This is a genomic window from Thalassoglobus polymorphus (genome assembly GCF_007744255.1).
Classification (GTDB): domain Bacteria; phylum Planctomycetota; class Planctomycetia; order Planctomycetales; family Planctomycetaceae; genus Thalassoglobus; species Thalassoglobus polymorphus.
In genome coordinates, this window is record NZ_CP036267.1 from 4,656,847 (window position 1) to 4,675,404 (window position 18,558).

Sequence of the window (18,558 nt, forward strand, 5' to 3'; positions counted from 1 at the left end):
TAGTGTCCGTCAGGTAGTTGTATGTCGGTTACGGAATACATTCGGAAGTCGCAAATCTGGCGAAGTATATTTCGCCACCCCGCTCCGTATGATCGTCGAAATCGTGCGGTCGTCGTGCTGACGAACTTCTTTCTTCACCTTCATCCAGTTTCTGCAAAGAAGGGTGGAATTGCACTTTCCTACACATGGTGTATGGGTGGAATTACATTCTTCCTGTTTCTGGTTGAGGCGCTGACTGGCGTCTTGTTAATGTTCTACTATCGCCCTACTCTCGAGTGGGCATTCACAGACATCCGAGCTCTACGAGATGTCAACACACTAGGAATCATGCGTGAGATTCACCGATGGGGTGCTCACGCGATGGTGATCACGGTGTGGCTGCACATGTATAGAGTCTTCCTGACGGGAAGCTATAAGCCTCCCCGGGAATTCAACTGGGTCATTGGCGTGCTGCTGCTGGTGCTCACACTTTTACTGTCATTCACTGGCTACCTGTTGCCATGGGACCAGTTAGCGATCTGGGCGATCACTGTCGGTTCAAACATGGCGAAAGCGACACCGTTCCTTGGACTTGAAGGTCCTGGGTATCAGTTGCTTAATGTGGGCGGTTACGACCTGATTACAAACGCCAGTGATGCAAAGTTTCTGCTTCTCGGTGCCCGAACTGTGGGTGAAGAGACGCTGAACCGCTTTTACATTTTACACTGTGTAGCGATTCCGATTGTGGTCTCCGGACTTATTGCAGTCCATTTCTGGCGTGTTCGAAAAGATGGCGGCATCAGCCAGCCTTTGTAACACACACTGAAATTGTGGTCGTTTTTATTATTCATACGTTGGTAGTATGCGGTATTAAGGAATTATGAATCCTCATCCCGATTTAACGGTTGGCGTGATTCAAGGTCTTGGCTGGCTTTACCTGCTGCTGTTCTTCGCGAACGCGGCTTGGACGGCATACAGTTTCAAGAACGATGGATACTACGAGAAACTCTTTGGCATCAGACACCTCCCCAAGGCGGTGATGTGGGCATCCTACACTGGTGGGTTGTTAGCTCTTGCTATTACCCACCTGACGGTGGGTGCCAATGCAGATGAATTCACACTGAAGCTACCAGACTGGTTCAAGAAGGCCGCAGACACGGTCATTGCAGACCCGAAAAGCTTCTTTGGTCTGTCAATTGCCATCTATGTCGCAATCATCCTCCTTCGAGACTGGTGGGTGAAACCGGCGGTTGCATGGATTCTCTTCAACCTCAGCGTGCTATTTATTGCAGTCAGTATGACGGACTTTGACTTCCGTCAAATTGTCGGGAAGCCAGACAACGTTCCGATTCTAGGAATGCTTTACCTCGTGGGATTCACCACGTGGCTCTACTTCTACAAATCGAAGGACAACGACAAGCGAATTGCAGAAGGTCGTCCTTTACATGAAAAAGAGCTTTCAGATCAAGTTCTTGTTTGGCCGGACCTGGTCTACACAGAAATGATCTGCATGATTCTGCTCACAGCACTCCTGATTGTCTGGGGTGTCGTCTTACAGGCTCCACTGGAAGAACCAGCTTCAGCAGTCAAAACTCCAAACCCCTCCAAAGCTCCCTGGTACTTCCTGGGACTCCAGGAAATGCTGGTTTACTTTGACCCCTGGATGGCAGGTGTTGTGTTGCCAAGTGTCATTCTTGGTGGATTGATGGCGATTCCATACATCGACTTCAACACTAAAGGGAATGGATACTACACATTCAATGAACGAAAATTTGCGGTCTCAACCTTCCTGTTTGGCTTCTTGCCTCTCTGGGTTGGAATGATTGTACTAGGAACATTCATTCGAGGCCCCAACTGGAACATGTTCGGCCTTTACGAATACTGGGACTCACACAAACTGGAAGTCTTGAACAACGTCAACGTCTCCGATTACTTCTGGTTGACGTTACTAGAGTTACCACTTCCAAAACCGGACCCACAAGCTGGGTTCATTTCCCAGGCAGCAACCATTCTGTTACGAGAATGGATCGGAATCCTTCTGATCTTGTTCTACCTGTTGGCGATCCCTCCACTTTTGGCAGTGACCGTATTCAAGAACTTTTTCGTAAAAATGGGATTCATCCGTTTTATGGTGATGGCCAACCTGTTCCTGCTAATGGCATCATTACCATTAAAAATGCTTTTACGGTGGGTCTTCAACTTAAAATATATCGTTTCGATTCCTGAATGGGTTCTCAACATTTAGTCTGAGTTCGTTTCAATCCCACAGGTCTATTCGGCTTTTCGACAGAACAGAGCAACGTTGAATTACAATGCCAGCAAGTGAACAATATTGGCGAAGTCTTCCGCAAATGCACAAAGTATTTGCAGCGAGTGCTGTATTGCTACTCGGTACGACTTTGTTGATGATGTACAAAGATGAATCCCGATCCTGGAAAAAATACCAGAAGCAGGGAGAGATCTATCGTTATCAACGAATCGAGGAAGAACTCGAACAATACGATGATGCTGAATACCAGAAGAATGTTCAATTACTCAAAGACCAGATCGCTGAGTACGAGGGCCAATGGACTGATCGTTCTGACGAGATCAAAGAACTTGAGTCGAAATTAACTCGACTCGAGGGTCAAGTCGAAATTCTGAAAACGAAATCGAAGTCACGGAATGCGTTCCGAGACAAGGCGCGAGCCGATTACGATATCGCAGTGCGTGACAATGCCTCACCCGATGTTCTCAGCAATGCTCTGAAAGCTTTTGAAGAAGCTAAGCAATCTGCGCAAGAAAGTTCACTCGCCTTCCAACAGGCAGTCGCTAACTACGACGCTGTAAAAAGCGAACTCGACTCAAAGCGTAGTCAACTTACAGAAGCAGAGTCTGCGCTGACGAAAGCACAATTATCACAAAATGCACTCGAAGAACAAAAACAACTCCTTAAACCGGACTCAGCTTTCAGATCATTCAAGCGCTGGATGAAAGAACTCCCGATCATTGAAGGCTTCAATCCCCACTTAAAGATTCAATACGACTGGCCATCAGGACTGAACCAACAATTGGGAATGGTCAGTGTCGGACGAGTTGACCGCTGCCGGACATGTCACGTCAACATCGACGACTTTAGCGTGACTCGCAAAGATGGTGAAATCGTCGCGACAAATCAAACTTATGTTGCTGAGAAGTACCCTCAGCCGTTTGTCTCGCACCCAAACCCAGAACTCTTTCTAACATCGACTAGTCCACACCCAGTGAACAGCTTCGGGTGTACTATTTGCCATGCTGGCGATGGATCAGGAACAAGTTTCCAGAACGCTGAACACACTCCGTCCGACCCAGCTATCGCTGAGGAATGGGCTTCCAAGCATGATTGGCACTCCAATCACTTCTGGGAAGCTCCGATGTATCCGAATCAATTCATCGAGTCGACCTGCCTGAAATGTCACCACGATGTCGTTGAATTGGGCGAGAACGAAAAATATGGCGCAACAGCTCCAAAAGTTGTCAAAGGCTGGGAAACAATTCGTGATTACGGGTGCTTTGGGTGTCACGAAATCAACGGATATGACGGAACGACTCCAATTGGACCAGATTTGCGTCTCGAGCCGAATACTCCGGAAGAGTTAGCAGCCATCGAAGCAGACCCCAACATGATTGCGGGTGACATGCGAAAAGTAGGCCCATCGCTGCGTCACATCGACAGTAAATTAACTCCCGAATTTGTCGCCTATTGGACAGAAGAACCTAAACGCTTCCGACCAGATACGCGGATGCCACAATTCTTTGACTTAACCAACCAGCATGATGAAATGGCGGCCCTGCTGCAGCCAATGGAACTGCTGGGAATCGCTAAGTACTTAGAAGCCAAGTCACAAGAATTTGACGTCCAGACGCCAAAAGACGATTACAAGCCTGACGCAAAGCGTGGTGAAGATCTCTTCGCAAAACGTGGATGCCTTGCCTGCCACAGCAAACAGGACGAAGCCTTTGCAGGTGTCACTGCTGACTTTGGTCCTGACCTGTCAAAGATCCACGAAAAGATCAAACCAGGCGAGGATGGATTCAACTGGTTATATACCTGGATCAAACAACCATCGCTTTATCACACGCGCACAAAGATGCCGGACCTGTATCTCGACACCTACACCGAAGGTGAAACGACGATTGATCCAGCCGCTGACATTGCAGCCTACCTTCTCGAAGGTGGTGCAAGAGAATTCCCGGCACTCCCAAAACCTGAGAACGATTTAGGATTAGTCTTTGATCACGATTTCTCATTAGAGAAAGCGAAATCCATTGGCCTAGGTGAAGAAGGCTTCCGCGGTCTATTGATTCAGGAAGTGATTCAGGGATCAGCAGCCCAACGTGCTCAAGTTCAAATCGGAGAGAACTGGGAAGACCGACCACTGGTCCCAGGCGACATTGTCATCTCGATCAATGGCACATCCTTGAAATCGATTCAAGAACTTAAAGAGATTGTTCACAATGCAAAAGTCGGCGAAGAAGTGAAGCTTGTCGTACTTCGAAATCGAAAAGAAATCACGACTCGACTATTCGTCTCGACACCTGCAGATGACCTGGTTCTGCTTTACCTAGGAAAGAGCCTGGACAAGCCTGGAGTTGAGAAGACGCTGGAACAACGCCGCTTCCCAGTAACCAGCGATATGTTCGAAGATAACAAGACACCTGCGAACTTCATCAAAGGGGATGAGATCGAACTCGCCCCACTAAGTATGGATGAAGAAGTCAGCCCGGAAGAATGGGAAAAAAGAAAACTCGTCTACATCGGACGTCGAACTATCGCTCGCTACGGCTGCTACGGTTGTCACGACATCCCAGGATTTGAAACTGCACGCCCAATTGGAACTGCACTACAGGATTGGGGACACAAAGATACTTCGAAGCTAGCCTTCGAGCATATTCACGAATTCCTGCACCACCACGGTGAGATCAGCGAGACACCTGCCTCAGAAGATGCACACGGTGATGACCATCACGGCTCAGCTGCACTGGGAACCAGTACTGCTGCTCGGATGGAAAAAATTGTCAAGGATTCCAAAGCAGGTGATCCAAATGTCACTGATCAAGACTTAACTGAAGCGATGCTTTACAAAAGTGCGATCAGTCATGGACGTGCTGGATTTTTGTGGCAAAAACTTCGCCAACCTCGCAGCTACGACTACAAAAAGACTGAAACCAAAAATTGGGATGAGCGACTTCGAATGCCGAAGTTCCCGTTCAACCCTGAACAGATCGAAGCTGTATCGACATTTGTACTTGGTCTTGTTGCTCAGCCTCCAGCCCCAGAGTTCCAGTTCCAACCCAACAAAGAACAAGAAGCGATCTTTGGTGGTGAGCGGCTTCTGGCGAAATTCAATTGCACCGGCTGTCACGTATTGGAGATGGACTCCGTCGAATTCGAGTACGACCCGAAGGTCCTTGCCATCAAAGGCCAGGACATCTCCGAAGCTGACATGCCTGCATTTGACTTGCTCCAACACATCAAGCCAGTAGGAAGTGATGGACAAGGTGCAACGGGTGAGGTCACCGAAGATGGATCTGTGGTTTACAACGCACGTGGATTCATTCAGGGAGTTCCGGATCCTGAAGAGGAAGATCCTGAATTCAGGTTTTACTCTTACCGATTCTGGGACGGCTTCCAACTTGATGATGGTAAATTCATTCTCCCAAGTGAAGCTGTTCAAATTGGCGAAAGTCAAATCCGCAAATTCATTGATGGCCGAGGTGGTGATTTCGGAAAATGGCTAGTCAACAGACTTGCTCCAGAATTAAGCAAAACTCCAGGTGGCAACGACTTTAACGCTGCGTGGCAGGCCTCAGTCCCACCACTCACATCCGAGGGATATAAAGTCCAAACACCGTGGCTGTACAGGTTCTTAAAGAACCCGGAACCAATACGAAGGACAACTGTGTTACGGATGCCTCGCTTCAACATGAGTGACGAGGAAGCACAGACATTAGCGAACTACTTCTCCGCTAAAGATGGTGTCCCATTCCCATATCAGACAATTCCACAAAACCAACTCGACTATCAGGCCCAACAGGCAAATACTTACCACAGTGAATTCCCTGATGCAGAGATTGACTACTTGAGTGCATCATGGAACGTACTGAATGGCCCGCTCTGTCGAAAATGCCACAACGTTGGTGGAAATGTTGTCAACGACCCAAAACAGGTCAAAGGCCCAAATCTGCAACGTGTTGAAAGCCGCCTGCGACCAGAATGGACGCAACTCTGGGTATACAAACCAATGTGGGTTTATCCATACACAGCGATGCCTGAAAACTTCCCTTCAGATAAACCAGCTGAAATGAAAAAGATGTTCGGCGGCGAGAACCCCCGCCAAGCTCAGTCAGTCATAGACGCCTTGTTTAACTACGCAGATCTCATCGAAGTTCATGGTGAGACAACATATAACCCCGAATCTGCAACGCCTCCAGCACAACCAGGAGGTGCGGAATGATGATTCGTATGCAAACTCAACAGACATTTCTTGCCGTCCTATTCTTGTCGGTGGTGACAATGAGTGGTTGCGATCCTTCTGTTCGACGTGAAGGCGTCGGTGGAGGGGCTCGTAGCCCAGTCCACGTGACACTGCTCACCGAAGGTGGTTTAGGCGAGTCGGAAGCTGAAGCAATTCAAAATGCTGGCCCGAAGATCACAGAGTTTGGGACAGTACGAGGCAAAATTTCAGTTGAAGGAGCCCTCCCCAACTTTGCACCTTTACTTGCACAAGGCGAGCCAACGAAAGATGCAATCTGCAGCGAAATGGCAGTTCCGAACCAGTCAGCAGTCGGCGAAAACGGTGGACTTGGAAACGTCTTTATCTATTTGAAACGCGTACCAAATGTCGATGTTCCTGCACCTCCAACTGAGCAAATCGATTTTGATCAACAAGGGTGTGTTTTCATTCCACACGCCCAAGTTGTTCAGGTTGGACAACCTATCTTGTTAAAAAATTCAGATCCCGTTGCTCACAACGTGAACGTCAAAGGACAAGCAAACACATTCAATTCAACCATCACTCCTTTGAACGCTGCAAATGTCAATTACCAATTTGAATTTGCTGAATCAAAACCAGCATTAGTGATCTGTGACTTCCATGTCTGGATGTCATCATACGTGATGCCGGTTGATCATCCCTGGGCGACTGTCACAAACATGGATGGCACTTTTGAAATCCCAAATGCACCAGCGACAAACTTAGAATTTGTCATCTGGCATGAAAAGCTTGGTTATATTGAACGCTCATTGTCGGTTGATGTCCCCGCGAACGGAGAAGCGTCCCCTATCGAAATCACAGTCAGTGCCGACAAGCTGGCAAAATAGAACCATCAACGAATGCGCGGATTGTTACCATGATTAATCGCAAGCACAATCAGTTCCTGATCTTGCTGGCACTCGTGTTTGTCACGGGTTGTGCCCCCAAAGCAGATCGTGAATCGACAAATGTCGAACCTGCCTCAGACGTCGACATCTCAGTAGGTGAAGTCGCAGTCGAGGAAGTAGAGGAAGCTCCCGCACCGAGTGAACCTGCAGCAGCACCTAGCAACACAGAGACTGCAACAGCCTCTTCGAAAGAATCAGCACCAGCTGCAGCGGCACCAAAGAAAGAAATGGCCAAGCCGTCAGAGACAGCAAAACCTGCTGAAACTCCAACTCCAAATGCGACAGCTAGTCATACAGGACCAGCGAAATTTTTCGGTCGAGTCTCAGTCAAAGGGACCGCTCCAAACTTACCGCCTCTATTAGAAAAAGGCGCTGAAACTAAGGATGCCATCTGTGCCGATGTCGCTGTCCCGAATGAAAAGGCAGTCGTCTCGAAAGATGGTGGCCTTGCGAATGTCTTTGTCTACATGAAAAGAGCTCCTAAATCAGGTGTCCCCGCACCTAAGCAAGACGAAGTTGTCGAAATTGACCAAAAAGGTTGTGTCTTCTTGCCACACGCTAAAATTGTTCGTGTTGGCCAGCCAGTTTTATTGAAGAACTCCGACCCAGTTGCTCACAACGTCAACGTCAAAGGTTTTCAAAACTCCTATAACAATGTTGTGACAGCCAATGGCAGCACAGAGCATACATTTGAATTCGTAGAAGGGACACCGGCGTTGACCGGCTGTGACTTCCACACCTTTATGACTGCTTACATCCTTCCCTTGGATCACCCTTGGGGAGCTGTTACAGATGAGAATGGGAATTTTGAGATCACCGATCTCCCTGATGGAACTTGGACCTTTGTTTTGTGGCATGAAGCGGTCGGATATGTTGAACGCTCCGTCAAAGTTGAAGCTGCCCAAAACACTGCCGTTGAAATGAAATTTGAAGTCAATGCGTCAAAATTGTCGCAGTAACCTCCAAGAGTATCGAGGTTTTCCTGTGAGAACCATTTGCACACTACTGTTGATCTGTCTGACCTCCGGATGCGGTGGAAAACTTGAGTTTTCTAATCGCGAGGAGTACAAGACCTTGTCGCCCTATGCGCAAGATTATCTGGATAAGGTCCTCCTGACTTACTTCGGTGAGCCGACCGAGATGGTCGCTTGGGACAAACTCCCCTTGAATATGCACTACGCACAAGGGACTGTCCAAGATGGATCAGGACGACAATTGTCACTAGAACTCAGCGAACCACACACTGCGATTCCCGAGGGGACTGAAGTCCTTTGGATGGGTGGGAACCTTGCTGGCCAGCCGAGTTCATGGATTAAAACTTGGAACGAAGAAAAACATCTTGCAACCCTTGAGATGCCGCTCGCTTCAAACCCTGATGAAGGGACACCGGTTATCTTAGGTCCAGGAGAAATTCTGGCGGATGGACGCATGCTGTATGCAGAACATTGTCAGCATTGCCATGGCGTCACTGGAGATGGTATGGGACCGACAGCTCCCTACCTGAACCCAAAACCACGCGACTACCGCAGAGGAATTTTCAAGTTCACTACTACGCAGAGTTCAAAGAAAGCAAGTCGTCACGACCTTAAGAACGTCATTGAAAATGGTGTTCCGGGGACTTACATGCCCTCTTTCAAACTTCTCACAGAAGAAGAATCGACGGCTATCACAGAGTATGTCATGTGGCTAGCAATGCGTGGAGAAGTCGAATACCAATTGATTCGTTTACTAGGTGATGGATACTCACTTGAAGCCATTGCAGACAGAACTGAAGATGGTTCTGAAACTGCTACTGAAATTCAAAATGAGTTTCTCGAATCGGTGAACGATCCCGATTCATTTCCAGCTGAGGTCGACTCAATTGTCAGTCGTCTTGCCAATGACTGGGAATCGTCACAAGAAGAAGCTTCTGAAGTTCGTCCTTTAACTCCTCGTGTCCCGTATTCGAAAGAGTCAATTGCCAAAGGTCGAGCATTATATCTTAAAGATAGTTTGAAATGTGCCCAGTGCCATGGTGAAGCTGGATTTGGAGATGGCTCACAGACGCTAGCAGTATCGAAGGATGAAGCTGGCCAGGATAACGTTGGCCTCGGCTTGTACGACACTTGGGGAAATCATGTCAAACCAAGAAACTTACACACCGGTATTTACCGAGGTGGTCGTCGTCCAATCGACTTGTATTCTCGACTGTATGCTGGAATTAAGGGAACACCTATGCCAGCGTTTTCGACGACTTTGCTTCGTCGATCAAATCCTGAAGATCCGAATTCAGAAATGACGGATGAAGATATTTGGCACCTTGTCAACTACATCTACAGCGTTCCGTTTGAAGATGTTCAAGCTGGCTCGGAATCTCAAGCGGTTGATCCAGCACCTGCGAGTGATGACCCGACTGAGAATGAAGTCGCAGCGAAGTAGTCCGATTCTTTCTGTTTTGAAGCATATGACCGGATGAGGTTATTCCCGTGAAGTGGTTTTGGTGTTTATTCTTTGCATTCTGGCCAACTCTAACAGTCGCACTCTGTTTAGCGTCGCCAGGTTTAGGGTGGTGGTTTCCCGGTGAAGCCGCTTCACCCTTGGGACAGCGCATTGACGATTTGTTCTATTTGATTCTCATCATTTGCACGATTGCCTTTATTGGAACTCAAGCGGGTCTTGCATATGTGTTGTTCCGCGGTGCGTATGACACAGAACCAGAAGCTGTAACCAAGAAAGCCTGGCACTCTCATGGTAGTCATGAGTTGGAAGTGATCTGGAGTGTTATCCCAGCGATCGTCCTGCTGTTCATTGCATTTTATCAAATGGACGTTTGGGCGGAATATCGTGTGAAAAGCGCGTTCCCTCGTGATAAGATGGAAACCGCCCTGAAACGAGTGAATCAAAAGCGAACGACAAAAGACAGCTTAGCACTGGCAGAAGTGACTGCTCGTCAGTTCGAATGGCTCATTCGGTATCCAGGGTTCAACGATGACGGAACCCTGAAGCCACTCATGAAAGACCCTCAGCCAACAGATCTTTACGCTGTTAACGATTTGCATTTGCCAGCAAGTGCTCCCGTAATGATCAACCTGAGAACAATGGATGTTCAGCACTCATTCTTCTTGCCAGAACTACGTATTAAGCAAGATGCAGTTCCAGGACTAACAATCCCGATCTGGCTTGAAGCAAACAAGCAACAGACATATCAGCTTCTCTGTGCAGAATTGTGCGGATGGGGTCACTACAAAATGAAAGCCCGATTCGTTGCGGAATCGGATGAAAACTTTATTGAATACCTTCGTCAACTGGAGCGTGAACAAAACGAAGATCGCGTTGACGATGAACCAGAACCCAGTGACGAGTAGTTGTCGTAATCCCGCAGAGTAAACATGCCCATTTAACCATGTTACTTTTGTGATTTTGCAAACATATTAGAACTGATCCTGAAACTTGAAATTGGTCTCCCAAACGTTGAGGAAAGCGACCATTTCAATGCTTTTCGGAATGGTTCTACTTATCATGTGAATAATTTTATTGGAGTGAGGCGGTGAGTTCAGTCGCAGCCACAGCAGATTCAGCCGGACACGATCACGACCATGGGCATCACGCACATGTGGATGATCATCTTGCTTTGTTAAAAGCCGTACCTTTCTGGTCGACAGATCATAAGGTCATCGGTATTCAGTTTCTTCTCACCACCTTAGTGATGATGATGGTGGGAGGAGCATTGGCCTTGGGTGTGCGCTGGCAACTTGCATTCCCGTGGGAAAACATGCCCATAATTGGTGCTTTTTTCCCTGCCTCTGCAGGTGGGCAGGTCACTCCCGAATTTTACACCATGCTATTCACGATGCATGCAACAGTGATGATCTTCCTGGTGATCATTCCTGTTCTTGCTGGTGCGTTCGGGAACTTCCTGATACCGCTGATGATAGGTGCGGACGACATGGCGTTTCCGCTGCTGAACGCATTGAGTTTTTGGGTCATGCTACCCGCGATTTTCTTCTTCGGAATGAGTTTCGTCTGGAATGATGGATGGGGTCCTAACGCTGGTCCAGGAGCTGGTTGGACATCGTACCCTGCACTCTCCGCAATCAAGGCAGCCGCACCGGGATCCGGCTGGGCACAGTTTTGGTGGTTGATGGGTGTGACATGTGTTGGATTCTCATCGATGATGGGATCGATTAACTACATGACTACGATCATTAACATGCGAGCACCTGGAATGACTTTGCTCAGGATGCCACTAACCATCTGGGGCATGTTTATTACCGCAGTCCTACAAGCATTTGCCCTGCCTGTTTTAACTGCTGCTGGATTTATGCTGGTTGCAGACCGAACCTTAGGAACATGCTTCTTTATCCCATCTGGATTGGTGGTGAACAATGCCGCACCGACCGTTGGTGGGGGACAGACGCTTCTTTGGCAACACCTGTTCTGGTTTTATTCGCACCCAGCGGTGTACATCATGGTCCTTCCCGCAATGGGAATGGTTTCAGATATGCTCGCTTGTATGTCACGCAAACCGATCTTCGGTTACAAGCCGATGGTTTATTCACTGGCAGCGATTGCTGGTCTCGGATTTATCGTGTGGGGTCACCACATGTTTATCTCGGGAATGAATCCAGCTCTCGGAATGACTTTCATGATTTCAACGATCATGATTGCACTTCCTTCAGCGGTGAAGGTGTTCAACTGGATCGGTACGATCTGGGGTGGAAAGCCCGAGTTTAATGTCATCTTTTTAAATTGTGTTGCTTTCGTCTCAATGTTTATCGTTGGTGGACTTTCCGGAATTTTCATGGCAGCAGTCCCTGTCGATATCTACATTCACGACACCTACTTCATTGTAGCTCACTTCCACTATGTCCTCTTCGGATCAACATTGTTTGCAGTCTTTGGAGCGATTCACTTCTGGTATCCGAAAATGTTCGGTCGCTTCATGAGTGAGGGATGGGGGAAGCTTCACTTCTTCCTGACTTTCATTGGTTTCAACGGAACGTTTTTCCCAATGCACCTGCTAGGTGTTGCCGGAATGCCGCGCCGTTACGCAGACCCTTACCTGTACCCTTACCTTGAACATCTTCTCCCACTAAATCAGTTCATGACAGTTTCTGCAGCCGTTATGGGATTTGCACAATTCATCCTGATCGGCAACTTCATCTTCAGCCTGTTTTCTAGTCGCAAAGCAGGTCGTAATCCCTGGAATGCGAACGGGCTCGAATGGCATGCTCCGTCGCCTCCGGGACATGGAAACTTCGATATTCCAGCTGTTGTTTATCGAGGCCCATATGAATATTCCAGCCCTGAGCATGATTCTGACTACTGGCCCCAAGCTGAGGTTCCAAAACCAGTTGTTGAACACGAATCAGAAACAACACCAAAAATTGCCCCCGCTTAACTCTGTACGAATCATTAGTCCGTTCCCGCAGTCCCAAATCACTACGGAAACCGAATACGTGAAGTTGCCGATAAGATCTCATGTCCCAAATCGATCAGACAAACTGGTTTCGCCGCCTCGCCGTTACGGCGTTAGGTTTGACGATGATCACACTGATCTTCGGGGCTTTGACGACATCGAAAAACGCCGGGATGGCATTTCGTGACTGGCCGACTTCTGACGGCCATATGATGATCACCTATCCCTGGCTGAGCGACTTCGCAAAAGACTGGGACAAATTTTTAGAGCATGGTCACCGTTTAGCTGGAATGGTGATTGGAATCTGGTCAATCATCCTCGTTGTCTTTGCGTTCATGACAAAACAACGACGCACACTGAAAGTCCTTTCCGTGTGTGTATTGCTTGGTGTGATATTTCAAGGTTTGCTAGGTGGCTTCCGAGTTCAGCTTGATGAGCGTGGCCTCGCCATGGTCCATGGAGCATTTGCGGCTCTCGTCTTTTCAGTAATGGGAGCACTCATTGTGCTTTCAGGAAAGCAGTGGGAAACACCTGAAGCTGAAACAGAACGGACAACAATGACCATCATGAAGGTCTTGTCTGTTCTACTCCTGTCGATTTTGGTCATTCAATATCTATTCGGTGGAATGATTCGTCACCAAGGATCGGGGTTGCATGAACACCTCGCATTAGGATTTGTTTCGCTTGGAATGATATTCGTTAATTTCACCTTCTGTAGTTTTTCAAACGTTTCCTGGCTAAGAAAGTCTGGCCTGCTACTCCTTCTTATTGGTATCGGCCAAGTCGGTCTTGGATTAGGAACGTGGGTTTTGAAATTCGGATTTACACCGACTGGATATGTTCCCATCAGTGATTCGATTCAACAGGTGACATTACGAACGGCGCACACCGTCTGGGGGATTGTGACATTCCAGGCTGCGTTTGTGCATTTATTAAAAGTTTATCGTGTCGGTACTGTGTCGAAATTTTCTGACTCCAAGCCGATCACGGTCCGCAATTCCAAGCAGGTTTTCGCTGTAGAAGGGGGGCAGGAATGAGTACATCTGTTATGAATCCTGTACGTTCCAACTCCGCAGTGAAAGAGCTGGAACAACGATCCTCAGTTGCTACACGCTTGGCCTGCTATGCTGAGATGGCCAAGCCTCGTATCGCCTTGATGGTGCTGCTCTCAATGGGAGTTGGCTACCTGCTCGGTTCGGAAGGCGTGTGGAGATTGACCCCGTTGCTGAACGCCAGCATTGGTGTCGTCCTCGCTGTCTTTTCAGCGAGTGCACTGAATCAGGTTTACGAAAGACATACAGATGCCAAGATGAAGAGGACAGAGAACCGTCCGCTCCCTTCTGGGAAACTGACAACTTCTGAAGTGTTGCTGTTTGCGATTGCTTGCTCAATCGTCTCCTTCTTCTATCTTTTGCTGACAGTGAATCCATTGACAGCAATGCTCACTGCGGCGACAACAGTTTTGTATGCTGGTGTCTACACTCCGTTGAAGCGTTACACAACATTCTGTACAGCAGTCGGGGCAATTCCAGGTGCGGCTCCTCCGGTTTTGGGTTGGGTTGCAGCGGGGGGATCACTCGATATTGTCGCGTTTTCGCTGTTCGCCATTCTGTTTGTCTGGCAGTTCCCACACTTTTTGGCGATTGCCTGGATGTACCATGATCAATACGCCGGAGCTGGACTAAAAATGGTTCCGGGAGCAGGTCGTCCGAAGGTCATCGGAGCGATTTCTCTGGGATACGCACTGGTCCTGTTACCTGTCAGTTTACTTCCGACTCACTTTGGGTTGGCTGGAGATTTTTATGCGGTCGTGGCAATCCTTTTGGGAATTGTTTACGCAGTCGCTGCTTTTGGTTTTTATCGAGACGAATCGCGTCAACAAGCGAGACGATTACTGTTTGCTTCGCTGATTTATCTTCCCGGTGTGTTGCTGGCGATGACATTCGATCACTTACGATTATTGAACGAAATCCTTTAGGTTTGACTCGCGGTTTTTCCGCAATAGAGGTTGTATTTCCATGTCGCATTCACACCATCCTCCCGCCATGAAGATGGGTTTGCCGATTACCGATGCCAAGCTTGGTATGTGGTTGTTTCTCGGCACGGAGATCATGTTTTTCACAGCATTCATTGGTTCATACATTGTGCTGTATTTCGGATCGGTCGATGCCACCGGAAAATCCGCTTGGCCGGTCGCTACGGACGTCACCCATATCAAGATTTGGGCTGGTGGTTTAAACACATTCATTCTGTTGGCTTCGAGTTACTTTGTCGTTGTCGCACACGAATCGATGGGAAAAAGAGACTACGCCAAAGCTCGAAAATTCCTGGGGCTGACTTTCTTGTTCGCCTGCGTGTTTATGGGAATCAAAGGGTACGAATACTACGGCAAGTTTTCTCATGAAATCGTGCCTGGTAAAATCCCTGAAACAGAGATGCAAGCGATCAAGAAAATGGAATCTGATATTGAATCGAGATACCACACTCGACTCGATGCTCTCGTTCCGAATTCGGCAATCGTCAATTCCGAAGGCGAAATGCCAGCGACTCAAGAGATGGTTTACTACCGAAAAGCTGCTGTTCTTCCGCAAGAAATTGAAGCAGCTGAAGGTGAAAAGAAAAAGAACCTCGAAGCCGTCTCAGCTTTGAATACGGAAGTCAGTCAACTTAAAGAGAAGATCTCCGCAAACTCTCTGACTTACGATCAGGCGGGTACTCTTCTGCATAACATGGAGAAGGATGAGCAATATGGCTCGCTGTTAAAGGGACTGCACCTGTCACATCCGATTGTCTATGGCAACCTGTTTGCCTCGACATACTTTTTAATTACAGGATTCCATGCCATCCACGTGATTGTTGGAATGATCTTGTTTGGTACCGCACTCGCACAAGGAAGTAAACTTAACGAACGTTGGTCAAACTGGGTTGAGAACAGTGGCCTGTACTGGCACTTTGTCGACTTAGTCTGGATTTTCGTGTTTCCGTTGCTATATATCATTCCCGGCAACATCTAGAACCAGTCCGAAAACCTCTGGAACAGCTGATTTCTCAACGTTTGAGAGAGCAACTTCAAGTTTCAGGATCAGTTTTAGAACATTTCGAATGTTGGTCGTGTCCGTGATCATCTCATTCATGACTTCACAGGCCGTTCAGCACGAAGCAGAACGAAAAGACCAACATTTGATTTTCGCTACCGTTGACATTCCTTCAGACTGAACGCTGCCGTATTTTCATCGATCTTCGGATCGATTCAACCTGAATCACGTTTCGCTGAACGCTTCGACGTTCCAGCAATTAGAATAAGGCCCAATCATGGACCAGTCACACGCTCAATCACAACATCACGTGAATTACTTTTTGGTTTTCATGGGTCTGTGTGTTTGCACTGCGTTGTCTGTGATATTTGATGTTGTTGAGATGTCACCAACCTTGGTTGTGATTGCCGTGCTCGCAGTCGCGGTCGCTAAAGCAACATTCGTGTTGAAATACTTCATGCACTTGAAGTTTGAAGGTCGATGGAAGTTCGTCATCCTGATGCCGACAGTGATCTTGTCAATCGGACTGATGATTGGACTCGCACCTGACGTAGCGATGCACTACTACGATTACAACGCCATGCAGACACGCCTCACTGCGCATCACAATGAAGAAGGCTACGGAGAAGGACAAAACGACCACAGTGGTGAGACCGCTACTGAAGCTGAAGCGAACCAAAAAGCGAACGCTCAGCCAGCTGGTCATTGATCGCCACTGAACAAAATCATGAACACTAACTAAAACGGAACAGTCCATGACGTTCCCTGTGAAGATCATTAATTCCATCACTGTTTGTTAGTCTCTCCAGAGCAATTCCAATATCAGTTTTCATGATCTGCCGCGTAACGAGCAGTTTGTGGAGTCGTGAAAGTAACCGATACGGACACGACAAGCATTGAAACGCTCTCATTTCTACTACCGGTTTCAATATTGAAGCCGGTTTTCTGTCGTACAGGATGGTTCATGCCAGCCGTTGAAGTCGAACAACTCGTGTTTCGATATGGAGATCGCGTTGCTCTGAATGACGTTGGGTTTACAGTGCCGGCCGGGGATGTCTTCGGCCTGCTGGGACCAAACGGAGGAGGAAAGTCCACGCTGTTTCGCGTCCTCTCAACTCTTCTTCCTATTCAAGAAGGGAGCGCCCAGGTTTGTGGGCATTCCGTCTTATCTGATCCCGACGCGGTCCGGCGCTGCATTGGCGTGACGTTTCAGTCTCCCAGCCTGGATCTGAAGTTAACTGTCGCTGAAAACCTGAAACACCAAGGGCATCTCTACGGACTTTATGGAGCGGAGCTTCGGACACGTTGTCAAACAGTCATGGCGCAACTGGGTGTCGCAGATCGAGCGAATGATTTTGCTGAGAAACTTTCTGGCGGTCTGAAACGCAGAGTCGAAATCGCAAAGTCCCTGTTGCACTCACCTGAAATCTTATTGCTTGACGAGCCAAGCACCGGGCTCGACCCCAGAGCGCGTCATGATTTGTGGGAAACTTTATTGAAACTGCAAAAGGAATCCGAAGTCACAATTCTTGTCACGACACACCTCATGGAAGAAGCTGCCAGATGTGGCCGACTCGGAATACTCGATGAAGGAAAATTGATCGCGCTAGGGACACCTGACGAACTGCAAGCGATGGTCGGTGGAGACAGCCTCACTATTCAGGCAGAAAACCAAGACCAACTTGCCGCTCAGCTCCGTCAACAATTGCACGTTGATGTACAAAAGATCGGAGAGACGCTGCGGATCGAACAAGAGAATGGCCACGAACTACTCGTCCAAATTGCGACTCAATTTCCTGGTCAGTTTCAGAACCTGACGCTTGGAAAGCCAACTCTTGAGGATGTCTTTATTAAATTGACTGGGCGGCGTTTAGACGAAGGTGAAGCAGCATGAGCAGCACCACACAAGCTCAACGTTCCCCGTTATGGACAGCGACCTGGACACTGGCTGTCCGAGAAGTCGTGCGTTTTTTGCGGCAACGATCCCGCGTGATTGGTGCTGTCGGCCAACCGGTTGTCTTCTGGATTCTCTTTGGAGCTGGATTGCATGGGTCTTTTGCAATGCCCGGAACCGAGGGCGAGAACGCTCTTTCGTTTCAGGAGTACTTTCTTCCCGGCGTGGCGGTTCTGATTGTCCTGTTCACGTCAATCTTTTCTTCGATCTCGGTCATTCAAGACCGCAACGAAGGGTTCATGCAAGGAGTGCTGGTCGCTCCTGTTCCACGTTCTGCGATCGTATTAGGCAAAGTTCTCGGCGGAACAGCTTTAGCGTTGCTTCAGGCGTTCTTGTTCCTCATCGTGGCTCCTCTGTTACAATTTGTGAATCTTGCCCCCGAAATGAGTTTTGCATTCTCACTGTCGAGCATGATTCAGGCAGCTTTGTTCTTATTTTGGATATCTTTGGGGCTGACAGCGCTGGGATATCTCTTTGCCTGGAAAATTGATTCCGTTCAGGGATACCATGGAGTAATGAGCGTTGTCTTATTACCGATGTGGTTGTTATCGGGGGCGTTCTTTCCCGGTTCAGGTTCTCTCTGGATGAGCTGGATCATGCGACTGAACCCATTGACATACGGGGTTGCAGGTTTGAGGCGAACACTCGTCGAGAACCAGGCACTGCTGACGGATTCTCCATCAAAAGCAACGTGTATCATTGTGACGGTTGGATTTGCGATGGCCTGTTTACTCATCGATGTTTGGATCACACGCCGAGACCCAGCGGTGGCCTCATGATTGGATACTTC

General features: G+C 48.2%; 14 protein-coding genes. All 14 read left to right on the top strand.

Annotated features, from left to right (window positions below; genetic code table 11):
* The first annotated feature begins 21 nt into the window (after positions 1-21).
* The 14 genes from Mal48_RS16795 (at position 22) to Mal48_RS16860 (ending at position 18,547) form a co-directional block, all read left to right on the top strand.
* Positions 22-795: a cytochrome b N-terminal domain-containing protein gene (locus Mal48_RS16795; RefSeq protein WP_145202146.1), complete on the top strand. Its 774-nt coding sequence runs from the start codon at positions 22-24 to the stop codon at positions 793-795.
* Positions 796-859: 64 nt separating this feature from the next.
* Positions 860-2,224 (top strand): cytochrome b family protein, encoded by a 1,365-nt coding sequence (locus Mal48_RS16800; protein WP_145202149.1) that lies wholly within the window; start codon positions 860-862, stop codon positions 2,222-2,224.
* 106 nt (positions 2,225-2,330) lie between these two features.
* The gene (locus Mal48_RS16805) at positions 2,331-6,455 is read left to right on the top strand and encodes a c-type cytochrome (protein WP_197441773.1); all 4,125 of its coding nucleotides are present in this window, start codon (positions 2,331-2,333) and stop codon (positions 6,453-6,455) included.
* On the top strand, positions 6,452-7,321 hold the full coding sequence (locus Mal48_RS16810) for a cupredoxin domain-containing protein (RefSeq protein WP_145202155.1): 870 nt from the start codon (positions 6,452-6,454) through the stop codon (positions 7,319-7,321). The genes Mal48_RS16805 and Mal48_RS16810 overlap by 4 nt, the downstream gene beginning before the upstream one ends.
* Before the next feature lie 29 nt (positions 7,322-7,350).
* On the top strand, positions 7,351-8,340 hold the full coding sequence (locus Mal48_RS16815; protein WP_145202157.1) for a carboxypeptidase-like regulatory domain-containing protein: 990 nt from the start codon (positions 7,351-7,353) through the stop codon (positions 8,338-8,340).
* 115 nt (positions 8,341-8,455) lie between these two features.
* Positions 8,456-9,799 carry a c-type cytochrome gene (locus tag Mal48_RS16820; RefSeq protein ID WP_197441774.1) on the top strand — a complete coding sequence of 448 codons (1,344 nt, stop codon included), beginning with the start codon at positions 8,456-8,458 and terminating at the stop codon, positions 9,797-9,799.
* Between the two features lie 47 nt (positions 9,800-9,846).
* On the top strand, positions 9,847-10,725 hold the full coding sequence (locus Mal48_RS16825; protein WP_145202163.1) for a cytochrome c oxidase subunit II: 879 nt from the start codon (positions 9,847-9,849) through the stop codon (positions 10,723-10,725).
* Between the two features lie 182 nt (positions 10,726-10,907).
* The gene (locus tag Mal48_RS16830; RefSeq protein ID WP_145202166.1) at positions 10,908-12,761 is read left to right on the top strand and encodes a cytochrome c oxidase subunit I; all 1,854 of its coding nucleotides are present in this window, start codon (positions 10,908-10,910) and stop codon (positions 12,759-12,761) included.
* 80 nt (positions 12,762-12,841) lie between these two features.
* Positions 12,842-13,816 carry a COX15/CtaA family protein gene (locus tag Mal48_RS16835; protein ID WP_145202169.1) on the top strand — a complete coding sequence of 325 codons (975 nt, stop codon included), beginning with the start codon at positions 12,842-12,844 and terminating at the stop codon, positions 13,814-13,816.
* Positions 13,813-14,757: a heme o synthase gene (gene cyoE / locus Mal48_RS16840; RefSeq protein WP_145202172.1), complete on the top strand. Its 945-nt coding sequence runs from the start codon at positions 13,813-13,815 to the stop codon at positions 14,755-14,757. Before Mal48_RS16835 ends, cyoE begins: the two co-directional genes overlap by 4 nt.
* A gap of 40 nt (positions 14,758-14,797) precedes the next feature.
* On the top strand, positions 14,798-15,793 hold the full coding sequence (locus Mal48_RS16845; RefSeq protein ID WP_145202175.1) for a cytochrome c oxidase subunit 3: 996 nt from the start codon (positions 14,798-14,800) through the stop codon (positions 15,791-15,793).
* Positions 15,794-16,091: 298 nt separating this feature from the next.
* Positions 16,092-16,523 (top strand): cytochrome C oxidase subunit IV family protein, encoded by a 432-nt coding sequence (locus Mal48_RS16850; RefSeq protein WP_145202178.1) that lies wholly within the window; start codon positions 16,092-16,094, stop codon positions 16,521-16,523.
* 255 nt (positions 16,524-16,778) lie between these two features.
* Positions 16,779-17,708: an ABC transporter ATP-binding protein gene (locus tag Mal48_RS16855; RefSeq protein ID WP_145202181.1), complete on the top strand. Its 930-nt coding sequence runs from the start codon at positions 16,779-16,781 to the stop codon at positions 17,706-17,708.
* A complete protein-coding gene (locus Mal48_RS16860; protein WP_145202184.1) occupies positions 17,705-18,547 on the top strand; it encodes an ABC transporter permease in 843 nt (280 codons plus the stop codon). Before Mal48_RS16855 ends, Mal48_RS16860 begins: the two co-directional genes overlap by 4 nt.
* Positions 18,548-18,558: the final 11 nt, after the last annotated feature.

Bases quoted from the DNA above. Each gene is read 5' to 3' on its own strand.
- Mal48_RS16795 (WP_145202146.1), top strand. From the start codon at position 22: ATGTCGGTTACGGAATACATTCGGAAGTCGCAAATCTGGCGAAGTATA.
- Mal48_RS16800 (WP_145202149.1), top strand. From the start codon at position 860: ATGAATCCTCATCCCGATTTAACGGTTGGCGTGATTCAAGGTCTTGGC.
- Mal48_RS16805 (WP_197441773.1), top strand. From the start codon at position 2,331: ATGCACAAAGTATTTGCAGCGAGTGCTGTATTGCTACTCGGTACGACT.
- Mal48_RS16810 (WP_145202155.1), top strand. From the start codon at position 6,452: ATGATGATTCGTATGCAAACTCAACAGACATTTCTTGCCGTCCTATTC.
- Mal48_RS16815 (WP_145202157.1), top strand. From the start codon at position 7,351: ATGATTAATCGCAAGCACAATCAGTTCCTGATCTTGCTGGCACTCGTG.
- Mal48_RS16835 (WP_145202169.1), top strand. From the start codon at position 12,842: ATGTCCCAAATCGATCAGACAAACTGGTTTCGCCGCCTCGCCGTTACG.
- cyoE (WP_145202172.1), top strand. From the start codon at position 13,813: ATGAGTACATCTGTTATGAATCCTGTACGTTCCAACTCCGCAGTGAAA.
- Mal48_RS16845 (WP_145202175.1), top strand. From the start codon at position 14,798: ATGTCGCATTCACACCATCCTCCCGCCATGAAGATGGGTTTGCCGATT.
- Mal48_RS16850 (WP_145202178.1), top strand. From the start codon at position 16,092: ATGGACCAGTCACACGCTCAATCACAACATCACGTGAATTACTTTTTG.
- Mal48_RS16855 (WP_145202181.1), top strand. From the start codon at position 16,779: ATGCCAGCCGTTGAAGTCGAACAACTCGTGTTTCGATATGGAGATCGC.
- Mal48_RS16860 (WP_145202184.1), top strand. From the start codon at position 17,705: ATGAGCAGCACCACACAAGCTCAACGTTCCCCGTTATGGACAGCGACC.